Annotated in this window: 25 protein-coding genes; 5 read left to right on the plus strand and 20 right to left on the minus strand. The window is 61.5% G+C overall.

Annotated elements, in window-relative coordinates; translation table 11 throughout:
* Positions 1 to 63: 63 nt before the first annotated feature.
* The 3 genes from ACOZ35_RS00465 to ACOZ35_RS00475 all read right to left on the minus strand — a co-directional run bounded on the left by ACOZ35_RS00465 (position 64) and on the right by ACOZ35_RS00475 (position 2,530).
* The gene (locus ACOZ35_RS00465; protein ID WP_128904662.1) at positions 64 to 993 is read right to left on the minus strand and encodes an ArdC-like ssDNA-binding domain-containing protein; all 930 of its coding nucleotides are present in this window, start codon (positions 991 to 993) and stop codon (positions 64 to 66) included.
* A 112-nt stretch (positions 994 to 1,105) separates the two neighbouring features.
* Positions 1,106 to 1,453 carry a hypothetical protein gene (locus ACOZ35_RS00470; protein ID WP_128904661.1) on the minus strand — a complete coding sequence of 116 codons (348 nt, stop codon included), beginning with the start codon at positions 1,451 to 1,453 and terminating at the stop codon, positions 1,106 to 1,108.
* Between the two features lie 75 nt (positions 1,454 to 1,528).
* Positions 1,529 to 2,530, minus strand: a complete 1,002-nt coding sequence (locus ACOZ35_RS00475) for a DUF6610 family protein (protein ID WP_128904729.1) — start codon at positions 2,528 to 2,530, stop codon at positions 1,529 to 1,531.
* A gap of 285 nt (positions 2,531 to 2,815) precedes the next feature.
* Here ACOZ35_RS00475 and ACOZ35_RS00480 point away from each other — a divergent pair, with 285 nt between their 5' ends.
* Positions 2,816 to 3,022, plus strand: coding sequence for a heavy-metal-associated domain-containing protein (locus tag ACOZ35_RS00480; protein ID WP_128904660.1), 207 nt, complete (start codon positions 2,816 to 2,818; stop codon positions 3,020 to 3,022).
* Here ACOZ35_RS00480 and ACOZ35_RS00485 read toward each other — a convergent pair.
* Positions 3,019 to 5,295 carry a heavy metal translocating P-type ATPase gene (locus ACOZ35_RS00485; protein ID WP_128904659.1) on the minus strand — a complete coding sequence of 759 codons (2,277 nt, stop codon included), beginning with the start codon at positions 5,293 to 5,295 and terminating at the stop codon, positions 3,019 to 3,021. The genes ACOZ35_RS00480 and ACOZ35_RS00485 overlap by 4 nt on opposite strands.
* Positions 5,296 to 5,426: 131 nt before the next feature.
* On the opposite strand from ACOZ35_RS00485, the gene ACOZ35_RS00490 reads away from it, so the two are divergent.
* Positions 5,427 to 5,981 (plus strand): ArsR/SmtB family transcription factor, encoded by a 555-nt coding sequence (locus ACOZ35_RS00490; RefSeq protein WP_128904658.1) that lies wholly within the window; start codon positions 5,427 to 5,429, stop codon positions 5,979 to 5,981.
* A 2-nt stretch (positions 5,982 to 5,983) separates the two neighbouring features.
* On the opposite strand, the gene merA is transcribed toward ACOZ35_RS00490, so the two are convergent.
* Positions 5,984 to 7,438, minus strand: coding sequence for a mercury(II) reductase (merA, locus tag ACOZ35_RS00495; protein WP_134671652.1), 1,455 nt, complete (start codon positions 7,436 to 7,438; stop codon positions 5,984 to 5,986).
* 78 nt (positions 7,439 to 7,516) lie between these two features.
* Here merA and ACOZ35_RS00500 point away from each other — a divergent pair, with 78 nt between their 5' ends.
* Together ACOZ35_RS00500 and ACOZ35_RS00505 are read left to right on the plus strand one after the other, a co-directional pair.
* On the plus strand, positions 7,517 to 7,861 hold the full coding sequence (locus ACOZ35_RS00500; RefSeq protein ID WP_128904656.1) for a winged helix-turn-helix transcriptional regulator: 345 nt from the start codon (positions 7,517 to 7,519) through the stop codon (positions 7,859 to 7,861).
* A gap of 101 nt (positions 7,862 to 7,962) precedes the next feature.
* Complete coding sequence (locus ACOZ35_RS00505; protein WP_128904655.1) at positions 7,963 to 8,517, plus strand: peroxiredoxin; 555 nt, start codon at positions 7,963 to 7,965, stop codon at positions 8,515 to 8,517.
* Between the two features lie 42 nt (positions 8,518 to 8,559).
* Here the strand turns inward: ACOZ35_RS00505 and ACOZ35_RS00510 are convergent, their stop codons facing one another.
* The 9 genes from ACOZ35_RS00510 to ACOZ35_RS00550 form a co-directional block, all read right to left on the minus strand.
* Positions 8,560 to 9,720 carry a hypothetical protein gene (locus ACOZ35_RS00510; RefSeq protein ID WP_128904654.1) on the minus strand — a complete coding sequence of 387 codons (1,161 nt, stop codon included), beginning with the start codon at positions 9,718 to 9,720 and terminating at the stop codon, positions 8,560 to 8,562.
* 171 nt (positions 9,721 to 9,891) lie between these two features.
* Complete coding sequence (locus ACOZ35_RS00515) at positions 9,892 to 10,428, minus strand: hypothetical protein (RefSeq protein WP_128904653.1); 537 nt, start codon at positions 10,426 to 10,428, stop codon at positions 9,892 to 9,894.
* The gene (locus ACOZ35_RS00520; RefSeq protein ID WP_198530094.1) at positions 10,425 to 10,580 is read right to left on the minus strand and encodes a hypothetical protein; all 156 of its coding nucleotides are present in this window, start codon (positions 10,578 to 10,580) and stop codon (positions 10,425 to 10,427) included. The genes ACOZ35_RS00515 and ACOZ35_RS00520 overlap by 4 nt, the downstream gene beginning before the upstream one ends.
* Positions 10,580 to 11,266: a DUF6166 domain-containing protein gene (locus ACOZ35_RS00525; protein WP_424013274.1), complete on the minus strand. Its 687-nt coding sequence runs from the start codon at positions 11,264 to 11,266 to the stop codon at positions 10,580 to 10,582. The genes ACOZ35_RS00520 and ACOZ35_RS00525 overlap by 1 nt, the downstream gene beginning before the upstream one ends.
* 155 nt (positions 11,267 to 11,421) lie before the next feature.
* Positions 11,422 to 11,721 (minus strand): hypothetical protein, encoded by a 300-nt coding sequence (locus ACOZ35_RS00530; RefSeq protein ID WP_128904652.1) that lies wholly within the window; start codon positions 11,719 to 11,721, stop codon positions 11,422 to 11,424.
* Positions 11,722 to 11,774: 53 nt separating this feature from the next.
* Complete coding sequence (locus ACOZ35_RS00535) at positions 11,775 to 11,996, minus strand: hypothetical protein (protein WP_128904651.1); 222 nt, start codon at positions 11,994 to 11,996, stop codon at positions 11,775 to 11,777.
* Between the two features lie 73 nt (positions 11,997 to 12,069).
* Positions 12,070 to 12,741: an RNA polymerase subunit sigma-70 gene (locus tag ACOZ35_RS00540; protein WP_128904650.1), complete on the minus strand. Its 672-nt coding sequence runs from the start codon at positions 12,739 to 12,741 to the stop codon at positions 12,070 to 12,072.
* 39 nt (positions 12,742 to 12,780) lie between these two features.
* Positions 12,781 to 13,059 carry a DUF7389 domain-containing protein gene (locus tag ACOZ35_RS00545; protein ID WP_128904649.1) on the minus strand — a complete coding sequence of 93 codons (279 nt, stop codon included), beginning with the start codon at positions 13,057 to 13,059 and terminating at the stop codon, positions 12,781 to 12,783.
* Positions 13,060 to 13,078: 19 nt separating this feature from the next.
* Positions 13,079 to 13,483, minus strand: coding sequence for a DUF6166 domain-containing protein (locus ACOZ35_RS00550; RefSeq protein WP_128904648.1), 405 nt, complete (start codon positions 13,481 to 13,483; stop codon positions 13,079 to 13,081).
* 122 nt (positions 13,484 to 13,605) lie between these two features.
* Here ACOZ35_RS00550 and ACOZ35_RS00555 point away from each other — a divergent pair, with 122 nt between their 5' ends.
* Positions 13,606 to 14,970, plus strand: a complete 1,365-nt coding sequence (locus ACOZ35_RS00555; protein WP_424013248.1) for a restriction endonuclease — start codon at positions 13,606 to 13,608, stop codon at positions 14,968 to 14,970.
* A 13-nt stretch (positions 14,971 to 14,983) separates the two neighbouring features.
* Here the strand turns inward: ACOZ35_RS00555 and ACOZ35_RS00560 are convergent, their stop codons facing one another.
* The 6 genes from ACOZ35_RS00560 to ACOZ35_RS00585 form a co-directional block, all read right to left on the minus strand.
* Entirely contained in the window at positions 14,984 to 15,559 is a 576-nt protein-coding gene (locus ACOZ35_RS00560) for a hypothetical protein (protein ID WP_424013249.1), read from the minus strand.
* An 82-nt stretch (positions 15,560 to 15,641) separates the two neighbouring features.
* Positions 15,642 to 16,037 carry a DUF7567 family protein gene (locus tag ACOZ35_RS00565; RefSeq protein ID WP_424013250.1) on the minus strand — a complete coding sequence of 132 codons (396 nt, stop codon included), beginning with the start codon at positions 16,035 to 16,037 and terminating at the stop codon, positions 15,642 to 15,644.
* 72 nt (positions 16,038 to 16,109) lie between these two features.
* The gene (locus ACOZ35_RS00570; RefSeq protein ID WP_210113830.1) at positions 16,110 to 16,475 is read right to left on the minus strand and encodes a DUF7568 family protein; all 366 of its coding nucleotides are present in this window, start codon (positions 16,473 to 16,475) and stop codon (positions 16,110 to 16,112) included.
* Positions 16,476 to 16,481: 6 nt separating this feature from the next.
* Positions 16,482 to 16,982, minus strand: a complete 501-nt coding sequence (locus ACOZ35_RS00575) for a hypothetical protein (protein ID WP_424013251.1) — start codon at positions 16,980 to 16,982, stop codon at positions 16,482 to 16,484.
* A 109-nt stretch (positions 16,983 to 17,091) separates the two neighbouring features.
* The gene (locus ACOZ35_RS00580) at positions 17,092 to 17,514 is read right to left on the minus strand and encodes a hypothetical protein (protein WP_011222452.1); all 423 of its coding nucleotides are present in this window, start codon (positions 17,512 to 17,514) and stop codon (positions 17,092 to 17,094) included.
* Between the two features lie 120 nt (positions 17,515 to 17,634).
* The gene (locus tag ACOZ35_RS00585) at positions 17,635 to 19,998 is read right to left on the minus strand and encodes a heavy metal translocating P-type ATPase (protein ID WP_011222451.1); all 2,364 of its coding nucleotides are present in this window, start codon (positions 19,996 to 19,998) and stop codon (positions 17,635 to 17,637) included.
* Between the last annotated feature and the right edge of the window lie 49 nt (positions 19,999 to 20,047).

The raw sequence follows: 20,047 nt of genomic DNA on the forward strand, positions 1-20,047 counted from the left end.
CGAATTAACCAACAGAGTGGGATAGTACCCCAAGCCGTTGGTTAACAGCTGGAGAAGGCGTGTTCAGTCCTCGGCGACCGTCCCGATTATCTCTTGCGCGGTGGAACTGATCCGGCCGAGACGCTCCTGAATGCTCTCCGCATCGTCGTCCTGCCACGCGGCAAGATAGAACGCTGACCCGCTCGTATCCAGGTTGAAATACCGCCCGACGATGTACGCAACGGCTTCGGCTTCGACCTCGCGTTTTGCGCGCTCGGGTTCGTCGTTGACATCGAAATGGAGCAGTGCGTGGGCGTACTCGTGAATCAGCGTCACCGCGAGGTCGGCCTGATTCGCTCTATCTTTCGCTTCGACGACGGGTTGGCACTCGTCGAGATTCCGGTGTTTGCAGACGCCTTTCGCGTCGTCATGCTCCCACTCAGCAGCGTCGACGACACGGACGTCGACATCGAGAGTAGCTGCCGCATCAAGGAGCGCTGGCACCAGGTCGTCGGCGTTACCAGTGGCCTCGGTTTCCAGCTCGGGGAGCGGTTCGCCCTCGGTTTGAGACACATCGAAGACTGCAGTTGGTTTGAATCCAACCAGTCCTTTGGACCACTCCTCGGCCGGTGTCTCGTCGTAGTCACAGTCGCTTTGCTCGTGGTAGCTCGGTGAGTTCTCGCACTCGGGGCACTGCTTCGTAATAATGGGTGCCCAGATCCAGATCGCCTGTTCGCCCTCTTGGACGTGCCGGTCGAACTCCGATCGCCACGTATTGTAGCCCGCTACGCGGGTTGCCTCGGGACACTGGAGCTTGATCAAGAGGGTGTTGCGATGGGAGTAGTCGTGGAATCGGGACTGGACATCGAGCCACTCCTGGAACTGTTGGCTGGCTTTTGCCTCGTCGACGTCTGCGACGAGCTCGTCGATCCAGTCTTCGATGGTACTGTGCATCTCGTCGTGTCGGGTGTCGGTCTCCTCGAACGAGACTCCCGACTCACTGGCTGTCATCATGGATTGCATCACATCGAGTACGACGACGTCTCCGAGAAGTCAGGACGCGCCGCGCCCCTCGGGGGCGCACGATAAACATCGGCGCGACTTCGGGGGGTTTAGATCGGGGCTGCTATCGGAGCGCTGCTTTCTCGTCAGCGAAGCCGACCGTGACGAGGTACTCGAGGAACGCGTCGAACTGGTCGACATCGCTCGGCGTGTCCGTCGCGAGGTGTCGAACCCACTCGATCGCCCACTGGAACGCGGGATCGGTTCCGCCCTTGCCATGTATATACCACCAGCGGGCGGCCTTCAGGACGACGAGCGGATTCGTCGGCGGTTGCTCGCTTGCGAGTCCACGAGTGATCGATCGGATTTCCTCGGGTACCTCAGCGGGGTCGACCTCGCCTGATTGGGTGTTCGATACGTCGACTGGAATATCGTCGATCGAGACATCGTTCGGACGCTGTTGTTGACTCACGGAAAATCACCTTCTCGGAGGACTTTTTGGATCGAGCCCTCGCCCCCTCCGGGGCGCGAAAAACCACTCGTAGCGTCACGCCGGTGGAATGTACACGCTCTGCTCGCCGGCGATCTCCTCGAGGTTGTTCCGATGGCGATGCGAGAAGTAGCACTCGTAGCTGCAGTAGCCACAGAGCACGCCGGTATCATACTCCGCGATGAAGGGACCGCGCCGAGTCGTCCAGACGTTCGCTTCACATTCGGTACACGCAGCACTATCGAGGTCGGTTGGTGACGGCCCCTCGTACTCGATTTCGAGGATGTCGCTATGTGGCGCTGAGTCAGGCCAGACGCCGTGGGACTGCCAGAAGGCCTTGATGCGGGCGAGACTGTGTCGCACCGTCTTCCGAACTGTGACGTGGGAGGCGTCACGACCGCTATCATCCCAGCCGTCAGCCGTCCAGAACTCCCCGAACTGCGCGCCGCGATGCAGCCCGTTCCAATCGAGGCCGACGATGTCGGCTGGTGGCTCGTCGGTGAGTGTCGGCCTGGTCAGCTGTCGAATGGCGTCGAGCTGCTTGGGCGGACTCCCACCGAGGATGTGGACGCGCCGCCCTCTCCAATCGGTTGGGTCGGAGAACTCGTGCGCCAGGCGATCGGCGTACCCTCGCGAATAGCCGAGGATGATATCATCTGGGATCGTGTCAATCACCGCTTGGGATTTCGGGACGATGATGACCTCGGCATCGGGAAAGCTGTCCTGAATCTCACGAGCAGCAGCGATGTGGGCGTCAACGTCAGTAGGTTCGTAGATGTCGCCGATGACACCGACCTGTGGCTCGTACTCGAAGAACCGCTCGACGAATCGATCCAGATCGGGGTTCTGGAAGTCGTTGTCGAGCATCCCGACGGGGAGGGTGAGATTCTGATATTGGGTCTCCTGATACCCGCAGTCCTCCCGAAAGCCGGGAAGGAAACCGAGCTCATAGGCATCCAGAGTGAACGGCGCTCGATGGAGGAACGCCACGATGTCGGCTTGTCTGGCGGCAGCGATGTCGCTCGCCGTGCTGGCGCTGGAGCTCAGCTCGAGGGACATGATTGGAGTTACGAGGCCGCTGTTGGCCGCCCCGCGCCCCTTCTGGGGGCCTGACAAACCGAGGTACAGTCTGTTAACCAACAACAGGGAAACTTATGCGGGGATTGTTGGTTAAGGACAGGACTTACTCTTCGTCGTCAGTGGTCCCCTCCTCTCGAAGAGCCTCCACCCCTTTGGGGCCGACACAAACAACTCTCCGGACGATGACGCCCTGCCTCTAATAGAGATAAAACCGATACAACAGTTACCGTAATGGTCATCCCCCGCGAGTGTTTACAGGCCCGTATGGAGCGAAAGACGATCGCCGTCATCGGGATGTCGTGCAACGGGTGCGAACAGAACGTGGAGACCGCCCTGCGAAACCTCGATGGTGTAAATCGGGTCGAGGCCGACCACGACGCTGACACGGTCGACGTCGTCCTCAAGGATGGAGTCTCAGACGACGACGTGAACGCGGCAATCGAACAGGCTGGCTATGACGTAAAGGCTTAATCGGCTGTCACTCGGCCGTCTCCACGCTCGCCGTCGGTGCGTTCTTTGAGAGCGAATTCGGTGTTGACACCCTCACCGGAGAGGAGCTGACCAGCGAAGCTGTTGGCGAGGACGGCCGAGACGGACAACACCATCGCAAGCATCGCGAACACCGGGTGAACGAGCCCCGTGGTCGCGGCGGCGACGCCGATGCCGTTGAACGCAAAGGCCGTCACGAGATTCTGGCGAGTCTTTCGATAGCTCTCGTTCCCGATCTCATAGGCGTCCATCACGCCGCCGAGCCGGTCACCCATCAGGACGATGTCCGCCGATTCGATGGCGATGTCGGTCCCGGCGCCGATGGCGATGCCGATGTCCGCCTGTGTGAGTGCCGGCGCGTCGTTGATGCCGTCGCCGACCATCGCCACGCGGTGGCCGGCTTCCTGCAGGCGACCGATCTCCTCGCGTTTCTCGTCGGGCAACACGTCGGCCATGACGCGGTCGATACTGACCTCCTCGGCGACCGCGTTCGCGGTGCGCTCGTTGTCCCCGGTGATCATCACGGGCGTAATGCCGGCGTCGCGAATCCGCCGGATGGTCTCGGCGGCGTCTGCTTTGATTTCGTCACCGATGCCGATCAGGCCGAGTAGGTCACCGTGACGAACAACTCCGGCAACGGTGAGGCCGCGGCCCTGAAGTCGCTCAATATCGTCGCTCCTCTTCGAAAGGTCAATCCCCTCATCGCTGAGCCATCCGGGTTTCCCGACCAACACGTCGTCGCTGCCGACGATCGCTCGGACGCCCTTGCCGGTCACCGAGTCAAAGACGTCGGGATCCGCGTACTCGACATCTCGCTCGTCAGCGAACTCGAGGATCGCATCGGCGAGCGGGTGTTCGGAGAAGGCCTCCGCGCTGGCCGCCGTCGCGAGTACGTCTTCCTCGTCGGCGTTGAACCCGACGACCGCACTGACGGCGGGTTCGCCGACGGTGATCGTGCCGGTCTTGTCCAGCACGATGTGGTCGACGTCGGGGAAAATCTGGAAGGCGTCGCCGGAGCGCATCAAGATGCCACGGTTCGCTGCCTTCCCGCCACCCCGAATCAGGGCGAGCGGTGTTGCCATCCCAAGCGCACACGGATAGCCGAGGACGAGGACCGCCAGCGCTGCGAACGCCCCTCGCTGGACATTGGGGTCTGCCCCCCACGCGAGCGGTGCGACCACCCAGAAGAGGAACGAGAGCGCGGCAATCGTCAAGACGCCTGGGACGAAGTACTTGAGGACGCGGTCGGCGAGCTGGATAATGCCGGGTTTCATCGCCCGCGCCTCCTCGATCTCGCGTGCCACCTGATTCAGGAACGCGTCCTCCCCGGTTGCAGTCACCTCGATAAGCAGCGTCCCGGTCTCGTTGACGCTGCCACCGATCACCGTGTCGCCGACCGTTTTCTCCTCGGGGATGGACTCACCGGTGGCAACCGACTCGTCGACCGTGGACTCTCCCTCGACGACCATCCCATCGACGGGGATGTTCTCGCCAGGCTTGACCCGGACGTAGTCGCCGACGTTGAGGTCGTCGAGGGGGACTTCCTCGACGTCACCGTCATCACTGACGCGGCGTGCCGTGTCGGGCTGGAGGTCGAGAAGGCCTTGGACGGCTTGGGAAGCCCGCGTGCGGACGATGAGGCTGGTGTACTCCGAGAGGATGTGGTAGGTGGTGATGAACACGGCGACGGCGAAGAAGTGGACGGTCGGGAAGCTCGGGAAGACAAACAGGCCGAGTAACCCCCCGAGGAGCCCGGCGAAGGCGCCCGCTTCTAGGAGGACGTGCTGGTTGAAGATCCTCCGACGAAGGCTCTGGAACGCCTTCTGTTTGATGTAGCGCCCGGGACCGAACATCGTCCCGAGCGCTAGCCCCAGCGTCACCAGGTCCATCGCGAGCGATGCCGACTCGAAGCGTCCCATTACGAGAATCATCCACCCCATCAGGGCTGCGACAACGAGAGATGCGCCGCCAGCGATGAGGAGACGCCGCTTCCCGTCGGTGAGTTCGGCCTGCTGCTGCTCGTATCGTTTTGCCTTGTCCGGATCTCGGATGGTGTAGCCGAGGTCCCGGAGTGTGTCCTTCACCGCCACCTCGCTCAGGCGGTCATCGTCGTACTGGACGAGTACCTCCTCGTGGGCGAGACTCACGTCGACGTCCTCGACGCCGTCGGTCCGGGCGTAGGCCTTCTCGATGCTCTCGGCACAGAACGAGCAGGACATTCCCCCGACGTTGAATTGTTCGTGTGTCGTTCCCATCGTGAGTGGTGGTTATCGCGCGACGCGGAAAATCATTACGACAATAATTATAGCGGTATCAAAGTCCTAATACCGATGTCGGGAGAGTGGCGTTACTCTTACTGTCGTTGTTCGCCTATCTCCTCACAAGAATGGCGCTCCTCGAATCTGATGTGCCGATCCGCGAAGTCGTGACGACAGACCCGGAAAAAGCGAAGGCGCTGGAGAACGACGTCCGGGCGAAGATCCTCGATATGCTCGCGACCGATGAACTGACGATCGAGGAGATTCACGACGAACTGCATCGTCGCGGCGAGGAGAAGGCGGAAACAACGGTCCGCCACCACGTGAATGTCCTGAAGGACGCGGGGATGGTTGAGATCGCCCGTCTCGAGGAAGCTGGTGGGGGGACGCGGAAGTACTACAAGTCGAACACGCGAGTCTTCTCGTACGAGCTCCCGGAGGGTGCCGACGAAACCCTTGCAGGGGCGCAGTCCACCGCATCCGAGGAGCTGACATCCCTCATCGAGACGTTGTACGCGGACCACGGTACTGAGATCGAGGCGGTCGCCCGCGAGATGAAACCCTGTGAATACTGCGATACCCAGCACTACGAGGAGTTCATCGTTCGCGAACTTTTGAACCGTGCCCTCATCGAACTGGGCGAGAGCGGCACGCTCGAGGACGTGTTCTCGACCGACGACTGACCTCACTCGATACAGCAGCTCATTTTGGACGTATCCCGACGGAACGCCTGACAGGCCTGCTTGAACGCCTCGGAGAACGTCGGGAACGGGTGGACAGTATCGATGATGTCGTCGACGGTCAGTCCGAACCTCACAGCCAGCGTGGCTTCCATAATCATGTCGGCGGCACGCGGCCCGACCATGTGGACACCGACGATTTCGTCGGTCTCGTGGTGTTTGACGACCTGGACGAGGCCGTCAGTATTCTTCACGGCTTTCGCCCGCGGCACGTCCGCCATCTGGACGGTCCGGCACGAACAGGTGCCGTGCTCGTCCATATACTCGAGTTCGGTCGTCCCGACGGCGGCGACTTCGGGGCTGGTGAACACGACTGCGGGGACTGCATCGTAGTCGATGCTGACGCCCTCGTTGCCGAAGGCATTCTTGACGGCGTGATTGCCCTCCTTGGCGGCGACCGTCTCCAGTTCGGGCTCGCCGATCACGTCGCCCGCCGCGTAGATGTCGGGATTCGTCGTCTGGAAGTACTCGTCGACACGAATCGTTCCATCGGGGTTCGTTTCGACCCCTACCGTTTCGAGACTGATCTCCTCGCTGTTGGGCTGGACCCCGGTCGCGACGAACAGCGCGTCGCCGGTGACCGTTCGCTCAGTGCCGTCGACGGTTGTTTCGACGGCGACGCCCGACTGGATCGCTTCGGCGCCGCCGTCAGCTGCTGGCCTGCGGACGCGCCGGAAGTCGTTATCGGTGAGTATCTCGATGCCTTCCTCATCGAATGCACGCTGCATCTCGCGACCAAGTTGGCCTTCCATGTCCGAGAGGACGCGCTCGGAGCGCTGGAGAATCGTCACGTCGACGCCGACACGGTGGAGGATCTGGCCCCACTCCAGCGCGATGTACCCACCACCGAGCATTAGGATACTCTCGGGGAGGTCGCGCTCCTCGAGGATGGTTTCGCTCGTGTAGTAATCGACCTCCTCGAGGCCGTCGATGGGCGGCGCCCACGGTGAACTGCCAGTCGCGACGAGCGCCTTCTCTCCAGTAATGCGCGCGCCCTCGTCGGCGCCGTCGACGACCTCGATGGTTGTGTCGTCGACCAGCTGGCCGTACCCCTCGTAGATGTCGGTCTCGAAGTGCTCGGCGACATCGACGTAATTCTCCCGCCGGAATCCCTCGACGAGGTCGTCGGTCCCGTCGAGTGCGTCGGCCCAGTCGACAGTCGGTTCCTCAGGGTATCGAACGGCGTCGAAGGGATTCTCCGACGCTGCAGCGCCGCTCTCGGCGACGGCAAGCAGATGCTTACTCGGGACACAGCCGACGTTCACGCAGGTTCCGCCGATGGGCAAGCCGGTGTTCACCATCGCCGTCGAGAGGTCCCGTCGGCTCGCTTCAGTGATCGCGGCGAAAGCTGCGGCGCCACCGCCGAGAATCACGAGATCATAGTCGGATGTGTGAGTCATCTATACCGAAACTTTACGACGGGAAGTTCTTATACTCCAGAGTCCGAAGCTATAGAGTAGGTTGGAGGCCACGAAGCTATGGCAGATACTACTTCACCGGCGCCAACGTGCGATGTTGAGGGGACGTGCTATTGTCCGCTCACAGGAGTTATCGACACGTTGAGCCGAAAATACGCGATGCAACTCGTCAGTATCATCGGCGCACACGATTCGCTGCGGTTCGCGGAGATCGAGGCGCACCTCCCTACAGCGAGCACGTCGACAATCTCGAAACGCCTCGACGAATTCGAGGAGGCAGGGATCGTCTCACGGACGCAGTACAACGAAATTCCGCCACGCGTCGAATACGCGCTAACTGACGAAGGGGATGAGATTCGTTCGAGATTAGAACCCCTTCTTGAGTGGGCGACGGCGAACTCCTGACGTACGGATTCCAGTGAATTTCATCCCACATTTGAGGCTACTCCATTCAGGTGGGGGTGTTAGCCCCAAGACTATCCTTTCTTCGTGTGCTACTGTGACGCATGATAAACGAGGGAGCGTCTGCACCGTCATTCACTCTTCCAGGTCTCCGTGACGGAGAACAAACCGAGTACAGCTTGGATGAGACAACTGCGGATGATCGGGCTGCGTTGCTAGTTTTTTACCCATTTGATTTCAGTCCTGTTTGTACAAACGAACTGTGTGCGATCCGCGATGCAGAGTGGTTTCAGCTGACGCCGGCGCTCGATGTCTGGGCAATTTCTGGGGACAGCGTCTACGCCCACCGAGCATTCGCCGAGGAATACGGCATCAATTTCCCGTTACTTAGTGATAGTTCCGGGCGGGTTGCCGAGTCATATGATGTCTGTTATGACGAATGGGAGAACCACGAGCGCGTTCCACAGCGTGCCGTGTTCCTCATCGATTCGGAGCAAACGATTCGATACGCTTGGGCCACAGAAGATGCACTCGAGAAGCCGGATTTCTTCCCGGTTAAAGACGCTCTTGATACGCTGGAAGCGGAACGCGATGAATTCGGTCCTGATGATGTCGAATTAGTCGTCGAATATAACGAGGAACCGGAACCGCTCACGTAAACGGCTGTTTGAGGACAGTTTCAGTGAACGCCGCTCCGACAATCAGCCCATCGCCTCTTGGAACCGCTCACGCAGCGCATCTTCACGCTCCTCGAACTGGTCGACCTTCTCCTGTAGATCATCGCTGACGCGCTCGATGCTCGCGAGCGCACGCTCGCCGGCGAGCGACGCCTGCGACCCGTCGTCGCCGTCCGCCTCGAGCTGCTCCTCGTAGGCTCGCTCGACGCGCTCGATGGTACCCTCGGGGTTGAACAGGATGTCGTTGGCCGTGCGGACGTAGCCGTCCAGCGACGCACCCTCCTTGCCCTGGAAGAAGTGAGTGAGCGCGTACGTCGCGCCGGAGTGCAGCGTCCACATATCGATCTCGAACGGCGACGCAGCGTTCGCCTCGGCATCCTCGGCAGCACGCTCTGCGAGATAGTCCGGGAATCCCAGCAGGCTGTAAAACTCGGTGACGGTGAACGGGAGCTCGGAGAACTCGAGATCGATCTCCTGCGCATCTCGGATGAATTCGAAGAGGTCGTCGGCGACGAGTTCGACCTGGGCGAGAATCTCCTCCCACCAGGTCCGGAAGTCCCGAACGTCCCCGACGTGCTTGATGACTTCCTTGTCGGTGAGCGAGCGCATCGAATTCGAGCAGTACCCGTCCTGAGCGAATCCCTCGACGTAGACGGCGTGCTCACCGAAGAAGTCGTAGCCGGAGGTCACGCCCATCGTGATCGGGTCTGACCGCCCGGGCAGCCGGACTTCGAGGCCGTCGAACATCACGTCCATATGGACCTCGCCGCCGCCCCGGTAGCGCCGGATCTCGCCGAACATCACGTTCCCGAGCGGCGACCCGTCGATGGTCTCCTCGCGAAGGACCTCTTCCAAGGGCCTGTACACATCCACCGGGTTGATGATCGCGTAACTGTCCGTGGGGACGTGAAATAGTGGGTCTGCGTCGGGCTCGCCGTCTGTCGCGTGGTCGCGCGCTCTTGTCGGCTCGACCAGGGCGTTGAAGCGCTCCGTTTCGACCCACTCGTCGGAGTAGGGATTCCGGTATGCGACTGTCGTCTCGACGGCCTGCGGGAGGTCACGAATCGTCTCGGCGAAGGACTTCGGTTCGTCGACCGTTTTCTTCCGGCGGTACCAGTCGGGTAGTTCTGTATCGGTTCGTCCGTCGACGCCAGCGAACACGGTTCTGGATTCTGGGTCTTTCATTGCAGTCACCTCGAAATCGAATTCGTCGCTCGCGACGGCGCTCTCATCACGCGCCCTGCGCCCCTCTCACGGGCGCAAAAACAACCACTCTTAACCAACGCCCCGCCCACGAATCCAGTACTGTTGGTTAAACATCTGGACGGTCTCGACACCTGGCTTCGGCTCTTCAATTCACTCGTCGGCGTGGCGTCGACGGCGCACCTGTTCAGGATTCGGCACCCACGGATGTGCGTCCCAGCAGTGCAGGGCGTGCTCTTGTGCCGTGTCGAACAGCGCCTCACACGACCCACACTCGTAGGCGGTGTCGGACCACGGTTCCGTGACGAACATCGCCGTCACCGTCGATCTGACTGGATCTGGTGCGGCCGACCGCTGAACGTAATCATAGCCGATCACTGTCCGTCGACGAAGCGCCGACTGTGCCAGCCGTTCGGGCCGGTCTGCTGGGAGATACACCCAGCGGACGAACGCCTCTTCTGAGTCCTTCGCCGAGGGTTGAAGGATGAACCATCGGTTGTGCTCGTCGCGGAACAGATACCGCTCAGTGCCCCGGTTCTGGAGATAGAGCGGATCACCACGACCGGGAATCAGCCGAAGTCCCACTGACGGCGAGATCGGGGTGAGGAGTCGCTCTTCCAGTGAGAGCGAGCCGGACTCTCCGGATGATGTCTCGCTCTCGAAGTCATCAAGCGTCGCTTCGCCAGTCATGATTCGCCGGGATTCGTCTCGTCTGTGTCTTTCCCAGCTGTTCGCTCGTGCCGGTCGTTGTATCGCTTGAGTTCTCGGCCGATGCACTCCAGCGCCGTGACAGCGCGTTCGATGAGCTGGTACGTTGCTCGCGAAAGTCGGAATTTCTCCATCAGTTGGCCTCCTCTGGCTCGACGAGGTCGTTACTCTCAGCGACGAGTGCCTGAACGGCAGAGACAGGGTCGTTCTCGACCGGAAGTGTTCGATGGTCAAGCGGGGCGGGATACGCCCGGTCCCCCTGCGCACAAAGTATGATCAACCACTCTTCGCTCCCTTTGGCGCGGACGACGTAGTGGTCGATATCTCGACGTTGGAAGACTGTCCGATCTGTCCGGCTCACCGCACTCCAATTCGCCGGCAGTGACGATGACGGCGCCCCACCATCTGGCGTGAGTGCTCGGTACTCTTCGAATTCGGCGAGTGCCGCCTCGATATCCTCCCCGGTGAGGTGCCAGCAGTCGGCCGGGCCATCACACACCAGCTGACTGACCACGTCGTTGCGGAACTGGATGTAGTGTTGCTGGGCGACAGTTTCGTTGTCGGTGTAATCGAGGAGGAGCACACAGGCGAGCTGTGCCGGTCCGCTTCCCGTATAGCCCCAGTCGAATTCCGCCGGGCTATGCCGCACGAGACCGAGACTTCGATTTGGGGAGAGGCGTTCGTGTGCGGTGAGGTTCAGGACCACTGGCGTTCCCTCGACACGCATTCCGACGTACTCAACGCAGTCTGCACTCGCCTGCCATCGCTCACTCGCATCCTGTACGACTGCTCGTGGGTCGGTAGTCGAATTCATCTCCATCGGTTGCATGCGGGCGTTCGGATTCCCCGCACCCTGCTGGGGGTCGAAAAACTACCACCGGCTATTAACCCCTCAGCGTCGCTTCAAAGTTAGAACTCAGACTATTATAGTTCAAACTATAACATTTCTACAGATAACTAATCAATAGGGACTGTTTATTCTTCGAATAGACAGCGAGCGGCTGCATCGTCGCCAGCGAGGGTCTGCTGATCCTCGTCCGTATCAGCGAAGAGTGTTGACTGATCTCCTTCGGTTGATTGCTCAACTGCGGGTCGATCGTCGACGCCGAACACACTGGCCTCGGGCCGATCAAGACGTGAATCCCGGTCGCGATGATCCACGTCAGCACCGAAGTCCTCGAGTGAGGTCTCGACGCTCGTTTCAGTTACTTCGAGTTGGCCATCGTCGCCGAATGCGGTCTGTCGTTGAATTTCGATCTCGGCTTGATCGCTCATCTCATTCGAGCCTCCACCCACCGAGGCTCCGACAGACATCCCCGAGTGCTGCGTCAATTGTCTTCTGCGCGAATTTCGCTGGCCCGATCTTTGAGCCGGCGAAGAATCGGGATCCGTTGCTGATTCGCATTCTCGTAGGCGACGCAGGCTCGCAGCGTCTCCATGTCATGAATCGTCGCGATACCAGCATTGATGAGACGGGTATTTGGCGGTTCGAGACGCTGTTTCGGTGTGAGAGCGTCTGATTCGACGGATAGATCTGACGAATCGCTCATTTTTGTTCGCCTCCGCTCTCTCAAGGCGGCAACAAACAGCGGCCAGGCCCCTCCCAGTCGAAGAAATCTCCTGTCAGAACTCCACGTCAGTTTGGCGGTAGTTCGCGTCAGTGTCGACGCTGTCGTACATACGGCCGAGCATGTCGAGCGCTGACTGGAAGTGCGCGTAGTGCTCGTTTGCGAACGCCACAGTTTCTTCGAGTGGGATGACAGGCCGTCCGTCGACCATCTCGGCCTCGATCTGTGGCCGCGGCTTGAGTACCACCTGTATCGAACCATCGAGGTCGGCAGCAGGCAGGCGTTCTTCCGCAGTCGGGATTTCGAACCGATCGAAGAACGCCGTCCAGGCATCGAGGTCAGACTCGTGGACGGCGATGAACAGCGGATAGTCCTCTGGGTCGCGAGCGACCTGGTAGCCACCGCGAGTCCAGACGTAGACCGCATCGATGCCAGTGTATGCATACTCCATCCCCGTGAACTGCGGGAGGACATAGGCTTCTGAGATCGACGGCGGCGAGATGTCCGCTGACGCTGTCAGGAACTCGAGACCGGCGTCTCGGAGCGTCTGATCGATGAGATGAAGCCCATCGTCGTACGCGACGTATCCCGCCTCCTCGAGGCTATTCACGACGCGACGGATCGTCTCCCGGTTCTCGTCGATCTTCCGCGCGACGCCTGAGATGGAATCGCCTGGATCAAGCGCGAGGATAACCTTGAGTTCCTTCTCACCGCACACTTCGTACATCCTGCGGCTACACAATTCTGTGCAATAGTCAAAAAAGTACTATTCGTGTGGGTCGGCTGGCTGGATCTGGCGAGTGTCCTCAGCGAGGTCGTGGATATACTCGCGGAGGGTTTCCATATCCTCGCGGGCGTCTTCGAGCGTCTTACCCTTCACTTTGGCCGTGATCTTGTCTTGATCGCGGGTGCCAGTACCGCGAGTGAGTTTGACGGTGAGTGAGACGCCGACATCGCTTCGCTCGACGTACTCGGTTGGCACCTGACGCTCACGGTTCTGTTGCGATTCTGAGTCCACACGAGGCTGCTGAGTGTGTTCTGACATTGATTGCGCTCTGTGATCGTTAGTTGACGGACGGTGCGACTGGGTCGTCGACTATCTCATGAAGGGTAGCATCTATCTCGCGTCCGGTGAGTCGCCAGCAGCCGTCGGGTCCTGTACACTCTAGCTGGCTCACTACTTCGGTCTTGAACGCCTTGTACTCCGAAAGCGCTACCTCCTCATCGTCGGTGTAATCGAGCAGGAGGGCGAGTGCGAGTTGGGCCGGCCCGCTGCCACCATATCCCCATTCGAAGCCCGAAGGACTGTGATTCGCCAGCTCGAGACTCCGCTCTGGCGTGAGCTGTTGTTGGTCTGATTGCTTCTCGACGATGGCGCGGCCTCGACGACGGTAACCGACGTAAATGACGTCGGGATCAGCCGTGGTCCGTGACTGTACGTGTGAGCGTGGGTCGCTGATTCCACTCATAGGTTGGTTCGCGGGAGGCTCGTTTGATCACCCCCGCACCCCTCTCGGGGGTTCATAAACAGGACGGCGAAGCGTTCGGCAACGTATTTGACAGTTGCAACGTACTGTCCAGGTATCTCGGAATGGCTGTACTGGACGACCTCTCAGGGTTCGAGTTCGAGGACGTAATAGAGGATGTCTTCCGCAATCTCGGCTACGAGAACGTCCGTCAGGCCGACCGAACCGCCGACGAGGGTCGCGACGTTATTATGGAGGAGGTCGTCGACGGCACCCGGCGCGCGATCATCGTGGAGTGCAAGCACACGGGGACGGTCGGGCGGCCGGTCGTCCAGAAGCTCCACTCGGCGATCGCGACGTTCGACTTCGACGGTCCGAAACGCGGGATGGTCGTCACGACCGGCCGGTTCACGAACCCTGCTCAGGAGTACGCCGACCGCCTCCAGCAGAACGATGATCCCCATCCCATCGAGTTGCTTGACGGCGAGGACCTCCGGGAGATCGCCGACGAAATCGGCCTCGACCTCTACAACGGTCGCATCGAGATCCTCTGTGACGAGACACTACGGCCGTACGACCCGGCGGCGGATGTCGACGCGGCCGTCGAAGAGGCGTTCCGCGACATCGAGAACATCGAAGCCGCCGACCTCCCAGAACCGCACTCATCGGTGACGTTCCGCCCGGTGGTCGCGGTCACCGCGGACACGAACGCCGTCTTCGAGACGTCGGTGGGCGTCATCCACCGGATCAACGACCGGACCCGATTCGTCGCCCACGCCGAACGCGGGCAGCCGCAGGTCGTCGACGAGGACGTCGCGACGCTGGTCACTGAGAACCTCCACGCGACTGTCGACCTCGACGCCGAGCAGTTCGGAGAGGTGTTCGACGACGTCGAGGAGCGCCGGTTCGGGCAGACCCAAACGGAGTACAAGGAGTGGGCCGTCGACCGGCTCCAGCAGCATCACACGACGACGGTGACCTACACCGGCGACAACAACGTCACGTACAACAAGACCTGCGAGCCGAATCGTTCGGACATCTCCGTGCAGTCGATCGAACCAGTGTACCTTCCTGAGATTCGGCACACCACCGACATCCAGGAGTACACCTACCCCTACGAGTACTACGCAGCGGGGCCGTCCAGAGTAACCGCCGAGGACGGCATCCATCAGTGCGTCCACTGTGACACGAGTGGCGTCACCGAGACGTACACCTACTGTCCGAACTGCGGGGCCATCGCCTGCTCCAGCCACACCAAAACGGAGCGGCTGGAAGGCGAACCGGTCTGTACGGGCTGCGCGGTGACGGAACGGTTCGCGCTGAAGACGAAGTACTTCTACGACGAGGATAATCTTGAGGCGTTCCGCGAGGAGTACGCCGAAATGCCGCTTCACGAAAAGGCGATGGAAAACAAGTGGCTGGCCGGGGGAAGCGTTGTCGCGACGCTGCTGGTCGTCGTCGGACTACTCGTCATCGGCGGCATCATCTGAGCGGGCTCGGTGTTCACGCCGGCTCAGCGACCAGCTCTTCGAGCGCGTGCTCAAGCGGGCCGTGGAACTGCCAGCTGGCCCGCTCGAAGGCTTCCTTGGTCGGACCATCCCAGCGCGGGAAGGCGGAGTGACCACTCACCTTGACGGTCCACTCGGACGGCCCCTCGAACGGGTTCTCCGTCGGGAGTTCCACGACGTAGAGGTATTCCTCGTCGCCGTGGATGCCGTCGGCCGGATTCTCGACGCCGTGGCCCAGCAGGAACAGCGGCTGGTCGAGGTGCTCCATGTTGGATGGCTCGAGGAGATCCGCTGGCTGAGCCGCGTCGATCGTTCGCTCTGGATCGCCATCCAGGTAGAGGTCGACCGTCGAGAGCTTGTCGAGGAACACGAAGGTCGCCGCCGTGTAGCCCGGGCCACGCTCTGCACGGGTCGCATCGAGCAGCTCTTTCAGCTGTGTGAGATCTCGGAGGACGCTCCCCGGATAGCCGTCCGAATGCCGGTACACCTGCGCGACGCGGTCGGCGCTGCCATCTGTCTCATCGGTCTGTTCGACTCGTTGGACGAATCGGAGTTGACTCCGTGTCGACATCGGTACTCGCCGGCGCGTGTGCGCCGGCACCCATCGCCGGCGCTGAAACAACACCACACAGTCGTAGCGGGATTGCAATCCGTTACGCGAGATGTGACACCTCGTCTGGTTCCTCCACGTCGTCGAATTCACCACGCTCGACCGGCTCCCAATCCTCCCCAGGTGCTGGACTCCACCAGTCGACTTTGTAGGCCCCCGGTGCCCCGAGGATTTTCACCCGTGCCGAGCCGTCAGGCAGGTCGCGACGGAGCTTCTCGTCGACGTGAAGGTTCCACGTCGAGTCGGTATCGAAGCACGCGAGCACAGCCTCCTCGTAGCCACGGTTTTCTCGGGACTCTCGGAGGACGACTTGCGTGTTACAGTTCTTGCAGAACACTCCCTCGAAGGGAATGTGGGTGAACACTTCCTGCCCGCAGACGGGGCACCAGAGGAACTCGAACAGTGCCTCGCTGTGTCGGTCGAGTACTTCGAGACTCATTGTTGGACCGACCCGGTTCGACCGGGTCACTCTCTCCGCCCCGGCCGAAAAACACCCTGCGTGTGTACGTTCTCAGCGTTCAGGGCCGTAGACGATGCGCGATGGGGCTTCGTACCCACAGTCCGGGCAGTCGTACCAACGCTGTACCGTCGCTCCATCAGCTGTCTTCTCGCCGACGAGAACGTCATCGTTCGGACACTCCGGACAGCTCAGTTCGGGCGCTGGCCGCTCCCGAAGTGCATCTCGGAACGTCGTCGCCTCCTTCGTCTCGAAGCCTCGCGACCAGACCGGGTAGCCGTCGACGAGGATCGCCCCGCGCCACTTGTACCGGTATGAGTCCGGCGTCCGGTGTAGGACGGCGCGTGCTCCGGTCTCGGTGTTCCGATACGCGAGTGTTGGTGTACGACTCTCCCGGGACCAATTGGTGATTCTGGGCATTGTCAGTCAGAAGTGAACGTCTGCGGGGACGATCCAGAGCGTCTGGCTGTCCTCGTCTTCCTCGAGGACACGATCGAGCTGATCGCGGTGGCGAATCCCCATCGCGTGCTGGTCGTACATCGGGACTGATGGTCCCTCGTAGGCGCCGACCTGATGGAACGCATGTCGGGCGAGATCCTCGTCGCGCATGATCGCCTCGTCGCTGAGCTCGTCGAGCGCCTCCTTCACCCGGTCGAGATTCCGCTGAAACTCCTCTTTCGTGGCCTTCCAAGCCCGGTCGAGCAGTTCACCACCCTCCTCTGAGTTTATCGGTGCTGCCGTCGGCAGATCTCCCCAGCGAGCCTTCCCGGCGACCGTCGTATCCTCCTCGTCGAAAGTACAGTAGTAATCAAACACGGCGCAGCCGTGGGGATTCGCCCCGACGAGACGGTCGAAGACTGCTTTCCCTTCGACCAGAGCGTCGTGCCGTGTCGGTGCCTCGACTAACGCGTAGATGACCATATGCATCTTTGTTCACCTCGGAGCGCCGACTCACCGGGCGCTGCTCGGCTTTGTCTGCTCGGTGCGCCGGCACCCATCGCCGGCGCTCGAAAAACCTCGCTTCGGGAGACCGCGTTCAGGAATCGGCAGTCTGCTCGACGGTGATCGTCAGGTCGCCCGACTCGTAGTCGGCCTCGAAGTCGGTGCTGAACGCGTCGGAGTCGTAGGCGGCGTGGTAGGCACGGTGCAGTTCGAGCGACCCGGTCGCCTTGAAGTGGAAGAACGCGGCCGCCGTGTAGGGTTGGCTCTGGGTTTCGATCTGCGTCTCGACAGAGGCCGGGAGCGCGATTTGTGGTGTGTCCGTATCGATACTCGTAGCGAACGCCTTCGCTTCCTCGACGGTCGCCTGCGAATGTGCGGGTGTCTCGCCGGTGAGCACGTTTACCGGCGTCTCGGTATCGTCAGTGAACAGGACATCGTGGAAGGTGCGCGTCCCGAGGACTGCGTCGGGACTTAACTCGCAATCGTGGAGTGGATCGTCGTCTGGATTCTCGGGCATCAAATCAGAGCCTGCGGTGGGGCTCAGTCTCTACTGCCCCAGACAAACTGCAAATTGTCTCGATAGAGCGCAGGAAAGTCGCGAAAGAGGAGCGTCCTGCCCGCACTTCCCGCCGCAGAGTCAGGTGTCGGAGAACCGATCGGGCTCGATTCGCGACAACCGCATCGCGTTCCCGGTGACACCGAGGCTCATCCCCATATCACCGACAACGACCGCCAACGCAACGCTGACCAGCCCCAGTGGCACGCCCAGCGCGAGCAGGAACTTCACGCCGAGACTCGCCCAGATGTTCTGCCGGATCACCCCGTTGGCCGTATGCGACAGGTCGTACAGGTACGGGAGTTTCCCGACGTCGTCGCCCATCAACGCAATATCGGCCGTCTCGAGAGCGGTGTCGGTGCCGGCCGCGCCCATCGCGATGCCGACCTCCGCGGTGGCGAGCGCGGGCGCGTCGTTGATGCCGTCACCGACCATCGCGACATCACCGTACTCTGCCTGTAACTCCTCGACAGCGTCGACCTTCTCGTCGGGCAGGAGTTCTGCGCGATACTCGTCGACCCCGACCTGCTCGGCGATTGCGCGGGCGGTGCCCTCGTTGTCGCCGGTGAGCATCACCACGCGCTCGACGCCCAGCTCGTGCAGGCGTTCGACGGCCCGCTTCGAGGCCGGGCGAACCTCGTCGGCGATGGCGATCGCACCCAGCAGTTTCGACTCCGTCCCGACGATAACGACAGTCTTGCCCTCCCGCTCCAGCGCGGAGAGGGCATCCTCGGCGAACGCCCCGTTCTCGCCCTCGGTCGCCTCTTCCGTCATAACGCCGCCGTCCGTCTCGCGGCGTGCCCGAGCGAGGTCGAAGCCCAGTTCCTCGAAGAGCGCGGGCTTGCCCGCATAGTACGTCTCGCCGCCGATCTCGCCGCGGATGCCCTTCCCAGTGAGGCTCTCGAAACCCGTCGGGTCGGGCAGGTTGCCCACGCCCGCCTCCTCAGCACGGGCGAGAATCGCCGTAGCAATGGGATGCTCACTGCGCTGCTCCAGCCCAGCGGCGCGACGGAGCAGATCGTCCTCCGTAGTGTCACCCACCGGAACGACGTCGGTGACGGCGAGTTCGCCCTTGGTGAGCGTCCCGGTCTTGTCGACGGCGACGGCGTCGACCTCGCCCATCGCTTCCAGGTAATTTCCGCCCTTGATCAGGACGCCGTTCTTCGCGGCGCTCGTGATGCCCGACACCACCGAGACGGGTGTGGAGATGACGAACGCACACGGGCAGGCGATCACCAGCAGCGTGAGCCCACGGATGAACCACGTCTGCCAGTCGCCCGCGAAGGTGAACCCGTAACCGGCTAGGTCCACCGCCACCGGATCAGCGATAACCAGCGGCGGGATAGCGGCGGTCAGGATTGCCAGCACGACGACGAGGGGTGTGTAGTAGCCGGAGAAGCTGTCGACGAACTGCTCAGACTCGGTCTTCTTCGCCTGTGCGCCCTGTACCATTTCGATAATACGCGAGAGCGTCGAATCGCCAGCGGTCGAGGTGACCTCTACCTCGAGGTACCCCTCTTCGTTGATCGCGCCGGCGTACACCTCGTCGCCGGTGGTCTTGTCGACGGGGACGCTCTCGCCCGTGATCGGCGACTGGTCGACTGCACTCTCGCCTTCGATGACCGTCCCGTCGAGCGGAATCTTGTCGCCAGGGCGGACGACGACGGTCTCGCCAACGTCGACCTCCTCGACGGAAACGGTCACTTCCTCACCATCGCGACGGACGGTCGCCTCGTCGGGCGAGAGTTCCATCAGCTCGCGCAGAGAATCCCGTGCCCTGTCCATCGCATAGTCCTCGAGCAGTTCGGCGATGCTGAACAGGACGGCCAGCGTCGCGGCCTCGACGAAGTAGCCGATGCCGGTTGCGGCGATGATCGCTGTCCCCATCAGGAGGTCGATGTCGAGGCTTCGGTTCTTCGCGGAGTAGTACCCGCTGCGGACGACCGGGATGCCACTGGCCGCGACGGCACCGAGGAACAGGACATCTGCGATGTGTAGCGGGTAGTCGAGGATGCTCGCTATCGCGACGTTCTGGCCGGTGAGAAGGAACTCGAAGACTAGACCAAGGATGACGAACGCTGCGCCGAGCCACGTCTTCTTCGCGCGAGAACTCGTCCAGACCTCCGAAGGTGGCGCGATATCGACGCCGTCGGCAGACTCGTCGGTTTCGTCGTCTGCTCCGCCGATCACGTCATAGCCGGCGGCTTCGATCGCCGCGACGACGTCGGCTTTGGTAGTCCGGTCCGGATCGTACTTGATGGTAGCTGTCCCGGTGGTCGGCTGGAGCGTGGCCTCAACGACGCCGTCGACGCGCTGGAGGCTCTTGTCGACTTTTTGCGCACACGACGGACAGTCCATCTCGGGGACCGTGAGACGGGCAGTCAACTCCCGCTGCCCGCCGCCGTTCGGTGGTCCCGCTGTATCCACATCGGAATTCTCTGTCATCACCTCACGGTAGGAGCGGGAGTTCGATATGTCTTTGTTGGAATATTCC

Source organism: Halorubrum xinjiangense (assembly GCF_049604745.1).
In the GTDB taxonomy this organism is placed as follows: domain Archaea; phylum Halobacteriota; class Halobacteria; order Halobacteriales; family Haloferacaceae; genus Halorubrum; species Halorubrum xinjiangense_A.